The sequence below is a fragment of the Kitasatospora sp. NA04385 genome, assembly GCF_013364235.1.
Taxonomy (GTDB): Bacteria; Actinomycetota; Actinomycetes; order Streptomycetales; family Streptomycetaceae; genus Kitasatospora.
Genome location: NZ_CP054919.1, coordinates 7,057,336 through 7,072,733 on the forward strand (window position 1 = coordinate 7,057,336; position 15,398 = coordinate 7,072,733).

The 15,398-nt window shown below is 74.5% G+C and carries 10 protein-coding genes, 1 tRNA gene and 1 pseudogene; 7 read left to right on the forward strand and 5 right to left on the reverse strand.

All coding sequences use genetic code 11. The features are described from left to right. Nucleotides 1-61: 61 nt before the first annotated feature. From HUT16_RS31205 to HUT16_RS39440, 3 genes are all read left to right on the forward strand, one after another. Nucleotides 62-580 carry a SigE family RNA polymerase sigma factor gene (locus tag HUT16_RS31205; protein ID WP_176191366.1) on the forward strand — a complete coding sequence of 173 codons (519 nt, stop codon included), beginning with the start codon at nucleotides 62-64 and terminating at the stop codon, nucleotides 578-580. Nucleotides 581-677: 97 nt separating this feature from the next. Then, nucleotides 678-1,661, forward strand: coding sequence for a hypothetical protein (locus HUT16_RS31210; protein WP_176191367.1), 984 nt, complete (start codon nucleotides 678-680; stop codon nucleotides 1,659-1,661). A gap of 78 nt (nucleotides 1,662-1,739) precedes the next feature. After that, entirely contained in the window at nucleotides 1,740-3,974 is a 2,235-nt protein-coding gene (locus tag HUT16_RS39440; protein WP_176191368.1) for an ATP-binding protein, read from the forward strand. 13 nt (nucleotides 3,975-3,987) lie between these two features. Here the strand turns inward: HUT16_RS39440 and HUT16_RS31220 are convergent, their stop codons facing one another. The 4 genes from HUT16_RS31220 to HUT16_RS39445 form a co-directional block, all read right to left on the reverse strand. After that, nucleotides 3,988-5,637 (reverse strand): translation initiation factor 2, encoded by a 1,650-nt coding sequence (locus HUT16_RS31220; protein WP_176191369.1) that lies wholly within the window; start codon nucleotides 5,635-5,637, stop codon nucleotides 3,988-3,990. Nucleotides 5,638-5,819: 182 nt separating this feature from the next. Further along, nucleotides 5,820-6,146 carry a hypothetical protein gene (locus HUT16_RS31225; RefSeq protein WP_176191370.1) on the reverse strand — a complete coding sequence of 109 codons (327 nt, stop codon included), beginning with the start codon at nucleotides 6,144-6,146 and terminating at the stop codon, nucleotides 5,820-5,822. Nucleotides 6,147-6,519: 373 nt separating this feature from the next. Further along, nucleotides 6,520-8,193, reverse strand: a complete 1,674-nt coding sequence (locus HUT16_RS31230; protein WP_176191371.1) for a hypothetical protein — start codon at nucleotides 8,191-8,193, stop codon at nucleotides 6,520-6,522. A 77-nt stretch (nucleotides 8,194-8,270) separates the two neighbouring features. Beyond that, entirely contained in the window at nucleotides 8,271-11,870 is a 3,600-nt protein-coding gene (locus HUT16_RS39445; protein WP_176191372.1) for a DUF4132 domain-containing protein, read from the reverse strand. A 493-nt stretch (nucleotides 11,871-12,363) separates the two neighbouring features. On the opposite strand from HUT16_RS39445, the pseudogene HUT16_RS38760 reads away from it, so the two are divergent. From HUT16_RS38760 to HUT16_RS31250, 4 genes and pseudogenes are all read left to right on the forward strand, one after another. Then, nucleotides 12,364-12,648, forward strand: a pseudogene (locus HUT16_RS38760) (hypothetical protein). Further along, a complete protein-coding gene (locus tag HUT16_RS31240) occupies nucleotides 12,594-13,145 on the forward strand; it encodes a DUF6879 family protein (protein WP_368662720.1) in 552 nt (183 codons plus the stop codon). Before HUT16_RS38760 ends, HUT16_RS31240 begins: the two are co-directional and overlap by 55 nt. 33 nt (nucleotides 13,146-13,178) lie before the next feature. Continuing rightward, a complete protein-coding gene (locus HUT16_RS31245; protein ID WP_176191374.1) occupies nucleotides 13,179-14,030 on the forward strand; it encodes a helix-turn-helix transcriptional regulator in 852 nt (283 codons plus the stop codon). Nucleotides 14,031-14,743: 713 nt separating this feature from the next. Continuing rightward, nucleotides 14,744-15,115 carry a hypothetical protein gene (locus HUT16_RS31250; protein WP_176191375.1) on the forward strand — a complete coding sequence of 124 codons (372 nt, stop codon included), beginning with the start codon at nucleotides 14,744-14,746 and terminating at the stop codon, nucleotides 15,113-15,115. Nucleotides 15,116-15,307: 192 nt separating this feature from the next. Here HUT16_RS31250 and HUT16_RS31255 read toward each other — a convergent pair. Next, nucleotides 15,308-15,395: transfer RNA gene (locus tag HUT16_RS31255), tRNA-Leu, on the reverse strand. Nucleotides 15,396-15,398: the final 3 nt, after the last annotated feature.

Sequence of the window (15,398 nt, forward strand, 5' to 3'; positions counted from 1 at the left end):
CGGTCACCCGAGGCGTGTGTTCAGGACGTCGACGAAACACCTTTTCCATCCGGGGGACCACATGACCGAGGAGCTCGGCTTCGACGAGTTCGCGGCCAGCCGGGCACGCCGCCTGTTCCACTTGGCGTACCTGATGTGCGGGGACTGGCACCAAGCCCAGGACCTGGTGCAGACCGCGCTGTCCAAGCTCTACCCGGTCTGGGGGCGATTGCGGCGCTCCGACGGCGAGGCGGGCGTCGACGCGTACGCCCGCAAGGTGCTGCTGCGCTGCTACCTCTCCCACCGGCGGCTGCGCCGCTCCAGCGAGCTCGCGGTCGACGAGTTCCCCGAGGAACCGGCGATCGGCGCCCACGAGGGCAGTGCGGCCGCCCTGCGGCTCACCCTGATCGCCGCGCTGCGCCAACTGCCGCCCCGCAACCGGGCAGCCGTGGTGCTCCGCTACCTGGAGGACTACAGCCTGGAGGAGACCGCGGAGGCGATGGGCGTCACCGTCAGCGCGGTCAAGAGCCTCAACTCCCGTTCCATGGCCCGCCTGCGCACCATCCTCGGCCCCGACCGGACCCTGCTGCTCCAGGACTGACCCCGCCCGACCCCGCCCCGCCCACTCACCCGCCCCGCCCACTCACCCGACGCGCGCGCCACCACCCGCCACCTGCCAGCACGGAAGGCATCGGAACTTGGACCCGGACCTCGACCTGGAGCTCTCCACCCTGATGGAGGCGAGCGTCAAGGACCTGTGCGTGCCCGTCGCGGTGATCATGGCCGAGAGCGGGCGGCGCGGCCGCCGCCGCCGGCTGTTCCGCCGACTGCGGATCGCCGGGACGACACTGGCCGTCCTCGCCGTCGCGCTCGCCGGGGCCAACATCGGCCTCCCGCTGATCGAGGCCGGCCGGCCCCCCGTCGGCGACATCGCCCCGGCCGGCCGCCCCGCCTCGCACCCCGCCGGCCCCCCGGCGCCCGCCGCCCCGGACACCCCGACCACCCCGCCCGACCCGTCCGCCGGTGCGCCCGGCGACGGCGGCGGCGTCGGGAGGGCGCTGCCGCTGGAACACGTCCCCCCGATCGGCCGGCCCTCCCCCAGCGGGAAGCCCGCCGCCGAGGAGCTCCGGCGCTTCACCGTCGCCAACGTGGTGGACGACCTGGAGGCGATGCGGCCGGGCATGGCGCAGGCCCTCGGCAGCCAGAGCTGGGACCCGACCGGCCGCCCGGCCGGCACCGAGGGGATGGTCTTCTACTACAAGGGCGAGGAAGGCCGGACCGGCGCCGTGGAACTGACGATGCGCAAGGCCGACCGGCCCTTCCCGGCGATGAGCAACCTGCTCTCCAACCTACAGACCCAGTTCTGGTGCGGCCCCAGCAGCGGCACCGCCGGCGACCACCAGGAGAGCTGCCTCTACGGCTACCTGCCCGACGGCACCTGGGAGATGGTCGAACAGAACGACGCCATGGTCCCCGGCGCCTACAGCTACCACGTCGCCCTGTGGCGCCCCGACGGCACGGTCCTCGACTTCACCGAGTACAGCGGCTGGGTCGACAACCGCGGTCTGATCGTCGGAGCCGACCAGAAGCTCCCGCCCATCGACCTCACCACCTGGCGCGCCATCGCCGAGAGCCCCAGCTGGGAGTACTACCGCCCGACCCCGGACCCCGCCTCCCCCTGACCGCCCGGCCCGGGGGCTGCGCGGCCGATCCGACCGGACCGCCGGTCAGCACCCGGCCGAACGCGTAGGGTTGGCCGGGTGACCGAGCAGACGCACAACGTGGTCGGCGGCCAGGCCCGGGTGGAGAGCCTGGTGCAGGCCCACCGCATCGACACCGTCCACGTCCACCAGGCGAGGGCCCTGGTCCACCACCCCTCCTTCGAACTCCCGCCGGAGAGCGCCCACTTCGTCGACCGGACGGACGAGCAGCTGCGGATCACCGCGGCCGCCACCGTCCCGGGCGGTGACGGCACCCGTCCCCGCATCCTCACCGTCAGCGGCCTCGGCGGCGTCGGCAAGACCGCCCTGTGCGTCCGGGCCGGCCACCGGCTCGCCGCGCACTACCCCGACGGCGCCTACTACCTCGACCTGGACGAGCACCGGCGCGACGGCCTGACCGACCTCGCCGCCGTCCTGATCGACCTGCTGCGCTCGCTCGGCGTCGAACAGGAGTGGCTGCGCCGCGACTTCCGCGGCCTGGTCCGCCAGTTCTGGGACCGCACCCGCGGCAAGCGCCTGCTCCTGGTGGTCGACAACGTCCGCAGCGCCGCCGAGGCCGAACCGCTGCTGCCCGCCTCCGCCGCAAGCCTGGTCCTGGTCACCAGCCACGGCCCGCTGTACGACCTCGACCCCGCCGCCGAGGAGGTCGCGCTCGCCCCGCTCAGCACCGAGCACACCGTCGAACTGCTGGGCCTGCTCCTCGACGGGCGCCACCCGGCGGACGCCGACCCCGCCGCCGTCCGGGCCCTCGCCGCCGCCTGCGCCGGACTGCCCAAGGCCGCCGAAGTGGCCGGCGGACTCGCCCGCAGGTACCCGCACCGCGGCCTGGCCGCACTCGCCGAACGGCTCACCGCCGACCTGCACGACAGGGGGAGCACGCCCGTGGAAGCCGTCTGGGACGCCGCCTACGCCGGACTCGTCCCCGAGGAGGAAGCGGACTCGGACGCCGCCCGGCTCCACCGCCTCCTGCCCGAGTGCCCGGGGCCGTTCGTGATCCTGCCGGTCGCCGCCGCCCTGCTCGGACGCGACCTGTTCGACGCCGAGGACGCCCTCTCCGCGCTCCGCGCGGCCGGGCTGCTCGACTACCGCTCCGGCGGTTACCGCCAGCACGCCCTGATCCGCGCCCACGCCCGCCGCACCGCCCGCGCCGCCGACCCCGCGGGCACCGAACGCGCCGCCGCCCGCGCCCGCCTGCTGCACTGGCTGCGCCGCCAGACCGCCCGCGCCGACCTGCTGATCGCCGGACCCCGCGCCACCGTCCAGGGCGAACTCCCCCCGCTGCCCGGCGTCCCCGACGCCGACCTCGGCCCCGCCAGGACCGACGCGCTGCGCTGGATGGAGGCCAACCGGCACGCCCTGTACGGCGCGGTCGGCCTCGCCCACGCCGACGGCCGCGACGAGGACGCCGTCGCGCTCGCCGAATCGCTGTGGACGCACTTCCTCGACCACCCCCGGCACGCCAAGAGCCCCGACGACCCCGGCATCTCCGGCCCCTCCGGCCCCTCCGGCCCCGAGGTCTCCGCCGACCCGGTCGAGGGCCACCGCTCCGACGCCGTCGACGCCTTCCGCACCGCCGTCGCCGCCGCCGACCGCACCGGCCACCTGCCCGCCCGGGTCCGTACCCGCAGCATGCTGGCCCGCCCGCTGTGGGAACAGGGCCGCTTCGAGGAGGCCGCTGCCGAACTCGACCTGGCCTGCGCGCTGGCCCGGTTGCTCGACGACTCCGCCGAACACCGCCGGATGGCCGGCTCCGCCGTCGACTTCCGCGGCCAACTCGCCCTGGCCCGCGGCGAATCCGCCCTCCGGCAGGGCGAACGGGACGCCGCGCAGGCTCACTTCGCCGCCGCCCGGGCCGACTTCACCACCGCCCGCGGCATCCAGCTCGGCATCGGCAACGCGTACGGCGCCGCCCTGCAGACCTACCAGCTCGCCAAGACCGCGGCCGCCGCCGGCGACCACCCCGCCGCGGCCGAGCTCTTCGCCGCCGCCCGGGCCGAGTTCACCGCGCTGCCCGGCCGGGCCCGGATGGTCGCCCGCACCGCCTTCGGCCTGGCCCGGGCCCTGCGCGAACTCGGCCGCCACCGGGAAGCCGAACCCCCGCTCGCCGAGGCCCTGGCCGCCGCCGTCGCCCGCGGCTCCAGCCACGACGAGGCCCGGATCAGCGCCGAGTACGCCGAACTCGCCGACCGCACCGGCCGTCCCGAGGATGCCGCCCGCCACCGGGCCCGGGCCGCGCGCCTGCGCGCCGAACACGGCGGGGAGCCGGAGGGCTGACCCCCCCGGGGATTCAGAACTCGGCGTCCAGCTCGGCCGGCCCGGCCGCCGCCAGCTCCAGGCGGGTCGTCACCGGGCCGACCGTGCAGTCCAGTCCGACCGGGAGCGCCCCGGCCGGGCGGGGGTGGGCGGCCAGCCAGGCGTACGCGGCGGAGGCGGCGGCCGCCGGGTCGATCCGGCGGATCCGGCCGTCCGCCCGGTGCGGCGGCACGTGCAGGGCGAACGGCCCGTGCCGGCGGTGCACCAGCAGGCAGAGCTCGGGGGAGAGCAGGGCGGCCGCCAACCGGCAGCCGGGCAGCTCGTCCAGGACGTGCGCGGCCCAGCCGGCCGCCGACCAGCGGCCGGTGCCGGGGCGGCGCCACAGCACCTCGGCGCTGCGCTGCTCGGTCAGGCCCGCCGCGCCGTGGTGCGCGGACCGGTGGTGGACCGGTAGCCCGGTGGCGACCGGGAAGCGCTCCAGCCGCACCCGCGCCCCGTCCACCTCGGCGCGCACCGACAGCGCCGCGACGGCCGGCCGGGACAGCACCGGGTCGGGCAGCAGGGCCGGGGTCAGCGGCGTCCGCGGCGGCGCCAGGCCGAGCAGCCGGTACAGCTCGGCGCGCAGCAGCCCCAGCGCCTCGCCGGGCCGGGCGAAGGCGTCGACGGCCAGGCGGGCCGGGTCGGGGACGGTGGCGGCGCGCAGCAGCCCGGGCAGGTCGGCGGCCCCGGTGAAGCGCGGCGCGGCGGCCAGCAGCCGGGCCATCGGCGTGCCGGGCAGCAGTTCGCTCCCGCCGTCGTACCCGTCCAGGACGACGGTGCGGCCGAGCGCCGCCGCGTACAGCGCGGTCGAGCCGTGGTCGGTGAGCACCGCGTCCGCGGCGACCAGGACGGACGCCCACTCCTGGTGCGGGGAGGGCAGCAGCAGCCCGGCCCGCAGCGCCGGGCCGAGCTGCTCGGCGAGGTCGAAGGGGGTGCGGGCGCTGACCTCGTTGGGGTGCACCACCAGGGCGACCAGGTAGTCGTCCACCGGCAGGTGCAGGGCCAGTTCCAGCGGCAGGCCGTGCCGACGGGCCAGCAGGCCCTCCGGGCCCCAGGTGGTCAGCACCGCCAGCAGCGTCCGGTCACCGGCGCCCAGGCGGCGGCGGTAGGCGTCCCGGCGGCCGGTGGACTCCCGCATCCGGTCCAGCGTCGGATCGCCCACCACGACCGCGCGGGCGGCGGCCGGCGGGCAGAACTCGGTGAGCCGGGCGAGCTGCTCGTGGTGCCCGAGGCCGTGCAGGTCGGCCCACGGCTCGCCCGCGGCGAGCAGGTACGCCGGGTCCAGGCCGGACGGCAGGCCGGGCGAACCCTCGTCGCCCAGCGCCTTGTTGAAGCCCGCGCCGTGCGGCAGCAGCGCCCGGGCCCGGCCGGACAGGCTGGTCAGCGCGCCCTTGGGGCTGGTGGAGAGGATCAGGTCGAAGCGCCTGCCGCGGGCCTCGTCGAAGTCCACCACCCGGGCGCCCGCCCGGTCCAGCACGGCCAGCGCGTCCGCCCCGAACCGGGAGCCGGGCACCAGGGTGAACCAGCGCTCGATCCGCGGGTCGCCCTCGAACACCGGCAGCACGTCCAGCAACCGGTGCAGCGCCACCGCCGAGCGGAACGCCAGCAGCACCGAGGGCTTCTGGTTCCGGCCGTGGTCGGGCATGTGCCGATGCTATCGGCGCCCGCCCGGACCCGCCCGCCGACCCGGCCGGTGAACGCCCGTCAGGCCCGGCCCGCAGCCCCCCCCGCGGACCGGGCCTGAACGCCCGTCAGCCCGGGATCGGCCGGCCGGCACGAGGATCAGCACGCGGCCGGACGGGATGCGCACTCCGCACGACCCGCCGGTCACCTCTCGCTGGGCAGCGTCCACGCGGGATCGCCGGCGGGCGGCGGCGGGTTGACCGTCCACCCACCGGTGTCGGCGTCCAGGTCCCAGTAGGGAAACGTCGCACAAGGCTTCTCGGGGTTCCGGTAGTACATGCCGTAGGCCCAGTACTCGGGCTCCTCGTGGCACATCAGGTCGGGGTAGGGCTCGATCTTCCGTCCGCCCCAGGCGCGGTTGACCCGGGCGACGGCTTCGGCGCGGGAGACCCCGAAGCCCTGGATCACGTCGGCGACGGCGGAGAAGAACTCCAGCATCTCCCGGTCCGCGTCGATGCGGAACTCGCCCATCGCCGACGGTCCCTTCCGACGTATCCGTTGCTCAGCAGGTCAACACCCTGTTGCCGGAGAAGGCTATCGGGTGGCATGCCTCCGCCATCGTTCGAGGTTGAGCAGCACCGGGCCCTCGACGTTGTCGAACCGCCGCTTCGGACAGTCCGAAGGCGAACGGTACCGCTGCCTGAGCGGCAATCACTTCCGCAGCCGGGATGCAGAGTTGGTGGATGGCCGACGTCGCCATCGCCGTCTCCGGCACCACCGCCACCCGCACCCGCAGGTGACCGCTCCCGGCCGAGGCCCCCGCCCGCACCGTCGGCGGGCGGGGCTGCGCTGCGCCGCCCCGCTGCGACGCCTGCGAACCCCCGCCCCCGGCGCCGCAGACCCGTCAGTCCGACCCCCAGCCGGAGGCGGGCGGGTACGGGGAGCGCGGGGCCCGGGCCAGGACGCCGATCAGGGCGGTGGCCAGGCTGCCGAAGGCGGCGTAGCACAGCGCCCACCAGCAGGAGACCGCCCAGGAGACGTCGTGGCCACCGACGAAGGCGTTCAGGAAGGTCGTGACGCAGACCAGGGCGGCCACCGCCAGCATGCCCACCGTGGTCCCGGGGCCCCGGCCGGAGGCGGGCGGGCGCCGCCACAGCAGGACCGTCCCCGCGAGCGCCAGCGCCGACAGCGGCCAGAGCACCGGTAGCGGCTGGGGCAGCAGGTGCCGGTCCAGGAACAGCGCCGCCGCGGCCAGCCAGCCGAACGCCAGGGCGGCACGCAGCGCCAGCAGCCACGGCAGGTGCGGCGGATCGAACGGGCGGACGGCGGTGCGCAGGCGGCGCACGCCCAGGCCGGTGAGCAGCGCCGCCACCCCCGCCACGAAGGACACCACGGTGCCCGCGAACAGGTGGTTCGTGCCGTCCGTCCGGGACGCCTCGGGCCACGGCGGCAGGTCGACCTCGCTCCACCGGCCGTCGGTGCCCCGCACCAGCAGGCCGTCCCGCAGCGGGTAGTGCACGACCACCGTGTGCCCGCCGCCGGGGGCGGTCGCCAGCACCAGGTCACCCGGCATCGGCGGCTCCGGCGTTCCGGACGCCGCCACGGCCGAGGCCGCCCCGGCAGAGGCCCCCACGGTCGGCGTCCCCGCCACAGACGTCCCCTCCGTAGACGTCCCCACGGTCGGCGTCCCCGCCACAGACGTCCCCTCCGTAACAGACGTCCCCGCCACAGACGTTCCCACGGTCGGCGTCCCCGCCGTAGACGCCTCCGCCGTAGACGCCCCCGCCGTCGAGGACGGGGAGGGCGCCTGGACGCGCGCCGTTCCCGGCGGGAAGTAGTCCTCCTGCCAGTCGGCCCCGCCGTCCCGGCTGACCTCCACCGGCCGCCCGTAGCCGAGCAGCCGGAAGCACACCTGCGGCTGCTCGGGCAGGCACTGCCCGTCCGCCGCGGCGGGGGTGTCGGCGGGCGGTTCGAAGCGCTTGCCCCGGCCCTCGTCGGAACGCCAGCTCAGGCCGCCGTCGTCGCTGGTCCAGCGCCGACCGTCGTACGCCACCGGCTTCCCGTCCTCGCTCCACAGCCGGGGGTGCGGCCGCACCGCCGCCGAGGTCGCGGCCATCGACACCACCGCCAGCGGCACCGTCACCAGCGCCAGCGTCCGCCGCAGCGGTCGCCGGTGCGCGCTGCGCCGCCACAGCCACCAGGCCACCGCCAGCACGGGCAGCGCCAGCAGGTCGGTCCGGTCGGCGACGGTGCGGCTCGGCACGCCGGTCAGCACCGACCAGCAGCGGGAGGCCAGTTCGGCCCCGGCGGCGGAGGATTTGGCGCACCCGAAGGTCACCGCCGTCACCGCCACCCCGAGCCGGGCCGCCCGCTCCCCGCGCAGCCGCGGCACGGCCGAGGCCAGCAGGGCCAGGACGGGCGGGACGACCAGCATCCACGCCACGTCACTGGCCTTGCCGGTCACCGCCCCCGGCCAAGTCCGCTTGCCCACCCGGTCGTTGAACGCCAGCACCAGGACCGCCAGCAAAGTTCCCGGGTGCCCCGCCCAGCGCAGCACCCGCCCCCCGTCGTTTCGCATGGGCACGAGTGTCCCGACTCCGCGTCACGTCCCGGCCACGGCACTGTCTCGGCTCGTCCCGCGCCGGGACGGGGGGATCACCCGGCGGTGACCTGTTCGAGGTCGGCGAGCAACTCGGAGGCGGTGACCGGGTCCAGGTCGCCGTAGCGCAGCGGGTACTCGCGGCTGCTGCAGTGGTCGCCGGGGGAGGAGTCCAGCCAGACCGTCGCGAAGGTCTGGTCGGGGAACTCCTCCACCAGGCCCACCGCGATGCCCTCGTCGAGCGCGATGACCAGGTGGCAGCCGTCGGCGAGCCGCTTGGAGAACCAGCCCTCCACCCCGGCGTCCTGCGGCACGCCGCGCTCCCAGCCGCGCTTGGTCAGCCCCAGCAGCCGGCCGACCGGCACGGTGCACCCCTCGAAGCGGTGCAGCCGGTTGGCGGCGGCCTCCTCCGGGGTGAACCGGTGCACGGGACGGCCGAGTTGCGGGAACGGCTGGAGCACCTCGTAGTCGGCGAACAGCTCCGACCAGGCCGCCACCGCCTCCTCGCCCAGCAGCAGCGGGTGGGCCAGCCGGACGGTCGCGTCCGCGGGCAGCACGAAGGGCGCGTCGTCCGGGTCGGCGAAGGTGCGGTCCTCGGCGATCCGGAACGCGGTCGCGCCCGCCCCCTCCCCGGCCGTCCAGACCAGGCGGCGGGCCAGGTGCCACACCAGCGGGTGCCCGACGAACAGCGAGGTGAACTCCTCGGCGCTCCAGCTGCGCCGGGCCACCATCGCGTCCTCCAGGCGGCGGATCTGCTCGGCCGCGACCGTCCGCACGTCCTTCTTCAGCGCGGCGAACCGCTTGCGCTCGGCGGGGGCCAGCTCCGGGTCGTCCTTGGCACCCGGCGCGGGCAGGTCCTTGCGCCGCTTGCCGTCGGCGTCCAGGACGAACGGGCGCAGCTGCTCGTCGAAGCCGACGGTGAACGTCCGGGTGCCGTAGTCGACGACGGTGGTGCCGTCCGGGTCCAGGCCCAGGTCCGGCACCAGCCGGTCGCCGAGCTGCTCGGCGGTCAGGCCCAGGCCCTCCGCCACCTCGGCGATCTTCTCCTGGGCGCGGGCCTTCAGCGCCTTGAACTTCACCCGCTGCGCGATGCCGTGCAGGTGCAGCAGCGCCAGGTCGGTGCCGATCGCGGCCAGCACGTCCAGCCCCTCGACGGCCCGCCGGTGCGCGCCCTCGCCCGGCCACCCGCGCACCACCGGGGTGAGCCGGCGCACCGTCGTGTCGTCGCCCAGCACCCCCAGCGCGTGCAGCGTCCAGCTCTCCTTGGCGGGCGTCCCGGCCTGCTGCCACTGCTCGAACAGCGCCCAGCCGAACGCGGCCAGCGCGTCGGCCCGGCAGACCTCCGCCACCACCGCCAGCCCCGGGTACGGCTCGCCGGGCCGCGACAGCGCCAGCATCGTCAGTACGTGCCGCACCGCCTCGGCGGGCAGCGCCGCCCCCGGGCCCTCTGCCGGTGCGCGCAGCAGCAGTTGCGGCAGGACGGCGGGCTGCGCCCAGACGGGCAGCACCGGCATCCGGGCCGGCAGCGCGTTCTCCAGCGGGTCCGCGGCCAGCACCTCGGCGACCGCCTCCGCCGCCGGGCCGCCGTAGCGGGCGCTCACCGCGGCCAGCAGCTCCGCCCCGCCGTCGGCCGCCGCGACCAGCCGCAGCGCCCGCTCGGCGGCCTCCCGTTCCCGCCCGGTCGGGCCGACCGCGTCCGGGACGAGCAGCAGCGCGCCCGCCGTCCCGTGCCGGACGAGCCACGAACGGGCCGTCGGCTGCACCGACTTGAGCCGCACCAGGCCGTCCGCCAGCTGCCGGGCCGTCCGGACGTCGAGGAACGGCAGCAGCAGCGGGGCGAGGTTCGCGGGCTGCGCCCGGGCGGCGTGCAGCGCCACCGGCAGCGCCGCCGCACCGTACTTGGCGACCACCGCGGGCAGGTACTCCGAACCGCCCCACAGGTCGGTCGGGCGCCAGGCGGCGAGGAACGGGGCGAGCGCCTCCTCCGGGCCCTGCGCCAGCAGCCGGACCGCGTACCAGAGGCCGTGGGACTCGCCCAGCACCTCTCCCGCGGTCTTCGCCCAGTCGGTGTCCGCCGGGTACCGCCACCCGCCGAACGCGGTCGTGGCCCAGCCCTCCCGCTCGCCGTCCCGCCAGACCAGCCGCACCTCCTCGTCCGGCCGCAGGCCCTCGACCACCCGCACCGCGCGGCGGGTGCGCGGCCGCGTCCACGGCGGCGCGACCAGCAGCGGCGGCAGCGCCTCCGGACCGGCCTCGGCGGCCTGCGGGCGGGCGACGTCCAGCGCGGCGACCAGCGCGGCCGTCGCGGCGTCGAGCCGCGGCAGGATCTGCGGCAGCAGCTCCCGGTGCAGCAGGACGTGGGCGTTGAGCATCCGCCGGGCCGCCGCCCCGGCCGAGCCGCCCTGCGCCGCCGCCTCGGCCAGCAGCCGCGCCGCCCGCACCGGGTAGCGCCGCGCGGCCTCCTGGAGCGCCGGGAGGACGTGCTTGTCGTGCAGCTTGGCCAGCAGCGCCCGGAAGGCGTCGTCGGTCGGGAAGTGCACCAGCGCGGCGGCCTGCTCCCTGGTGCTGTCCGCCCCGCGGGCCTGGTTGAAGCCCGCGGCCACCAGCGGGGCGGCGGCCGTGCCGACACCGTCGGCGAGGGACGCGACCAGCGGTAGCGTCCAGGCGTTCCAGGCCGTCCAGAGGCTGCGCAGGACCGGTGGCACCTGCGCCGGGTCGTCCAGGGAGTGCATCAGCTGGAGCTGCAACTGCGAACGGTCGTCGCGGTAGGAGGGCATGTCGGCGAGGCACTCGTCCAGCCAACCGGGCACCCCCGGGGCCAGGAAGGAGGCGAGCGCCCGGCGCCGGGGCGTGTCCCGGAGCTCGGCGAGGGCCGCGAGGGCCGCCCGGTGCTCCGGCTCCGGTGCGGCGGCGAGCAGCGCGCGCAACCGCTGCTCGGCCGGGAGGAACCCGCCCCCGTGGTACTGGGACCGGGGGGTCCGCCGACGCAGCGCGATGTCCGAGACGTCGTTCCCCGACTGGAGGTAGTGGGTCTCCATGGCCTCCCGCTCCAGCATCGCGCGCACCGCGAAGGCCGGCCCGTGCCGGGCCGTCCAGACGTCGGTGAACAGCGCGTGCTCCGCGGCGTCGGCCTTCCACGAGGCCGGCAGCATGCTCGCCACCGCCGCCGCGCCCACCGCGTCCGGCGCACCGCCCAGGTAGGCGCGCGCGGCCCGCACCAGCTCCGGGTCGGAGCCCGGGGCGTCCAGCACCCGCTCCACCCAGTCCCCGCGGTCGGCGATCCGCTCCCGCTCCCGCTCCAGCGCCTCCGGCCCGGGCCGGGACACCTCCGGCACCCGCCCCCCGCGCCGCGCCAGCGCCGCCCGCCGCCAGGACTCGGGCAGCACGAAGGCGTCCTCGTCCGGCAGCCCACCCGCCCCGACGGCCCCGGCCTCCACCGCGGCCCCGGCCTCCCGCACCTCCGCGTACCCCTTGCGCTCCTTCTCCGCGACCTGCTTGGCGAAGTGCGCCACCGCGGCGTCGGCGGAGCCCAGCTCCTTCAGCTGCTCCCGCCCCTCGCCGCCGATGCGCCCGTAGCGCACCCGCACCGCCGCGCCCTCGACGCCCGCCTCCCAGAACTTCGCAGAACCGTCCCCGACGAGCTCCCAGCGCCGCACAGCCCACTCCTCCGCGCCCTGACCATCCGATGATCGACACCCGGCACCCTAACGACGCACCCCGACAGCCCCCGCCCCCACAGCCCGACCCGGACGCCGCCGACCCCCTCGAACCACACTCCGCAGCGTCCCCCCGGGCCCGAGCAGGCGGTCCCCACGGCCCGGAAAAGCAAAAAGACCCCCGCCGAAGCAGGGGTCTCACACTGGTGTCCGAGGGGGGACTTGAACTCTCGCCTCGGGCACCAGCCTTTGTTGGTTCCGACCTGCGAAAACGCTTCTGAGGACCCGCCTACCCGACCACTTGGCTTCCTGGCCAGACCTGGGCGTTTCCGAGTGCTTCGGACCGCTGTTGGTCACGGGTTGGTCACGTGATCATCCGCCATGCGTGGACCCTTACGAAGGAGATTCGGCGAAGCCCTGACAAGGGTGGCCCCATCGGAGCATGATCCGACCAGTGCAACCGGGCGCAACCGATTCGACGCGGGAGGTAGTTGTGAGCCTAGAGTTCATCGGGATTGATCCCAATACGGAGAAGGACGGCTCTTCTACGGTGTAGGTCGAGGAGGGAACGGCTGACCTCATCTTCCAAGGCGAGACGGCAGATGCGCTCTTGGCAGCCGAGGTGGGCGGCCGTAGTTGGAGCCCCGGCCACCCCGTGGGAATTCCCGACCACGAGTCGGTCATCCGGATTCCGGCACGTATGGTGTCGATCATTAGAAAGGCGTGCGATGCCGCAGAACGCAGGGCAGCCGGTGGGTACCGAGCTTCGATGACCTGATGGCCGCCGCTCAGCGGTCGGCCGTGCACCTGGAGATGCGGGACTCCTACAACGTCGGCGGCGAGTCGTCCGGCTTCCGCCGCTGGCAGCAGACGGGCGAGCGGGACAACGACCCGAACTCGGACTATTGGCGGCCCTGGGTCGAGCAGATCCGGGCGACCGTTGACCGTGGCGTGGTGATCCGCCGGGCCCGGATCGTGTCCGAGCCCGTGACCGAGTACATCCGTTACGAGCACGGCGGCACCGTCGTCAACCTCGCGTCCGGCGAGCAGGTTCGTTGGCTGCCGAGGCGTTCGGCATCGGATCTGGCTCTTCCGGGCAATGACTTCTGGGTCTTCGACGGAGAGACGGTCGTTTTCAACCACTTCACCGGTGACGGGGATTGGGCCGACCCCCCGAAGGAACTCCGAACCGAACCCGCCGTTGCCAAACTGTGCGTGGACGCCTTCGAAGCAGTCTGGGACCGCGCCGTCCCGCACGATCAGTACCACCTCTGACCCACGCAACTACAAACACCGGACAGCCAGTTCATGTCTCCATCACCCCCGTCCACCAGCGCCCAGGCAGCTCGGAAGGCGCTCGCGGATCAGCTCAAGGGCATCCGGAAGGACGCGGGGATCAACGGACGCGAGCTGTCTGTCCGGTGCGGTTGGCACCCTTCCAAGACCTCACGCATCCAGGACGGGCAAGCCGCGCCGTCCGAAGCCGATATCAGGGCGTGGTGCGCCGCGTGCGGTGCCGCCGATCAGGTGGACGGCCTGATCTCCGCGTCCAGAGCCGTCGAGTCCATGTACGTGGAGTGGAGGAGGCTTCGCACTGCCGGCCTCCGCAACCTCCAGCACTCGTACGCAAAGCTGTACGAGGAGACCAGAGCGTTCCGCTTCTACACCTCGGACGTGATCCCCGGGGTTCTCCAGACGGCCCCCTACGCGACAGCGATCATGTCCCGTTTCGCCGACGCGAGTCGGACACCTGACGACATGGAACGGGCCATCGCCACCAAGATGGAACGGGCGCAGGTGATCCACACCGGTGATCACCGCTTCGCGTTCGTCGTCGAGGAGTCCGTGCTGCGCTACCGGCTCGGAGACGCGGAAGCCATGGCGGGCCAACTCGGGCACCTGCTGGCCGTCATCTCCCTCCCCCGCGTCAGCCTGGGGATCATCCCGTTCACCGCCGAGCGCAGCATGTGGCCCGTTGAGTCCTTCCGGGTCTACGACGACCGACGGGTACAGGTCGAGCTGGTCACCGCAGCCGTGAACGTGACGACCCCCTCCGAGGTACACGAATACGTGCGGACGTTCACGGACTTGCAGGCACACGCGGTCTACGGCTGTGAAGCCCGCGCTCTGATCACGGCGGCCATAGAGGCGCTGGGCTGATCCGCCCGCAACTACTCGCAACTTTCTTGAGCCCACCTGCCCGAGCTTCTTACCTTCGAATCGTTGATGAGGAGCAGACGGCGGGAGTCGGTCATGTCTGTCGGAGTAGAGGGTCCTTCGATCCGTTCGGCTGGTCAGATCATGCGATACGAGGTGGTGAAGGCGGCCGGGTCGTACGTCCTCAAGGACTTGTTGCTGGGCGAGTTCTGCTGCCTGCCGGACGAAGTTCGGCCGTCTGGTGTTGCTGACGTTCCCGGACGCGTATCACGGGCGTCTGTGGCTGATGCAGGCGGACACGCGTCGGGCGTACGCGGCGAGCATGACCAGGATCAGGGCGCAGAACGGCGAGCGGCCGCGGGCCGAGGACGTGCCGCTGCTGGCCTTCGACCTGTACCTGCCTCGGGGCGACCGTGGGTGAGGTTCCGGCCGGCCTTCGGCGGGAGGACGGGAGCGGCAAGGCTGTCCGGGGCCGCGTGTTCGGGGCGAGCCTGCTCGACGCGGGGACAGTGTGGGGCGTGTCGGCGGCGGCAATGGTGGTGCTGGTCGCTGTCGTGTGCAGGGGTTGAACGGTGGCTGATGGGGCTGTTGAACGTCGGATGCAGGAGCGGGCGTTCGAGGTCGCTTCTCGGCTGGCCGGGGCGTCCGGTGGCGAGGTGCGGTTCGTCGGGCTGGCGGAAGGCCTCCGGTTGAACCTGGAAGTGCCCGGAAGCGGGGTGGACCACCAGGCCGTCGCGGAGGCACTGGCGGAGGGCGACCGGTACGGCCACCGGCGGCGGGGCGGTCAGGACCACGTCTGGTGCGAGTTCGACCTGAACCCGGAACCCCGCCCCGCTCCGGTCGTCCGCCCGGCCGTGCGAGAACCGCTGTCGCCCGGCGACCTCCCGCCCCTGAGCGTCTTTCGGTTCGACGGGCCGGAGGTGTACGGCGGGACGGAGATGGCGGTCAACGTGCCGGGCTGCGTGGCGATCCGCGCTGCCGAGCGTCCGAGTGAGGTGGTGGTGCTGTCCACGGCGGAGTGGGAAGCGCTGAAGGCCGCGATCAGGGCGGGGAAGTTCGAAGCCGGGATCGTGGCGTGCGACGCGTAGTCGGTGGCGGGTCGGCCGTGGCCGGAGCGGTCGAGTACGACTCGCACTCCGGGCGGTGCCCTGACCTCTGACCGGCTGCACGGCTGGCCGGCCTCGAAGATCACGAACGATCTCGACAACAGAGAGAACTCGGTGGGGGTGCCCGCCAATGCCCGGAAAAGCAGAAAACCCCTGATCAACAGGGGTCTTCACTGGTGTCCGAGGGGGGACTTGAACCCCCACGCCCGATAAAGGGCACTAGCACCTCAAGCTAGCGCGTCTGCCATTCCGCCACCCGGACCGG

Excerpts from the sequence above, each read along its gene's own strand:
- HUT16_RS31205 (WP_176191366.1), top strand. The coding sequence starts at position 62 with ATGACCGAGGAGCTCGGCTTCGACGAGTTCGCGGCCAGCCGGGCACGC.
- HUT16_RS31220 (WP_176191369.1), bottom strand. The coding sequence starts at position 5,637 with ATGCCCGACCACGGCCGGAACCAGAAGCCCTCGGTGCTGCTGGCGTTC.
- HUT16_RS31225 (WP_176191370.1), bottom strand. The coding sequence starts at position 6,146 with ATGGGCGAGTTCCGCATCGACGCGGACCGGGAGATGCTGGAGTTCTTC.
- HUT16_RS31230 (WP_176191371.1), bottom strand. The coding sequence starts at position 8,193 with ATGCGAAACGACGGGGGGCGGGTGCTGCGCTGGGCGGGGCACCCGGGA.
- HUT16_RS31245 (WP_176191374.1), top strand. The coding sequence starts at position 13,179 with ATGTCTCCATCACCCCCGTCCACCAGCGCCCAGGCAGCTCGGAAGGCG.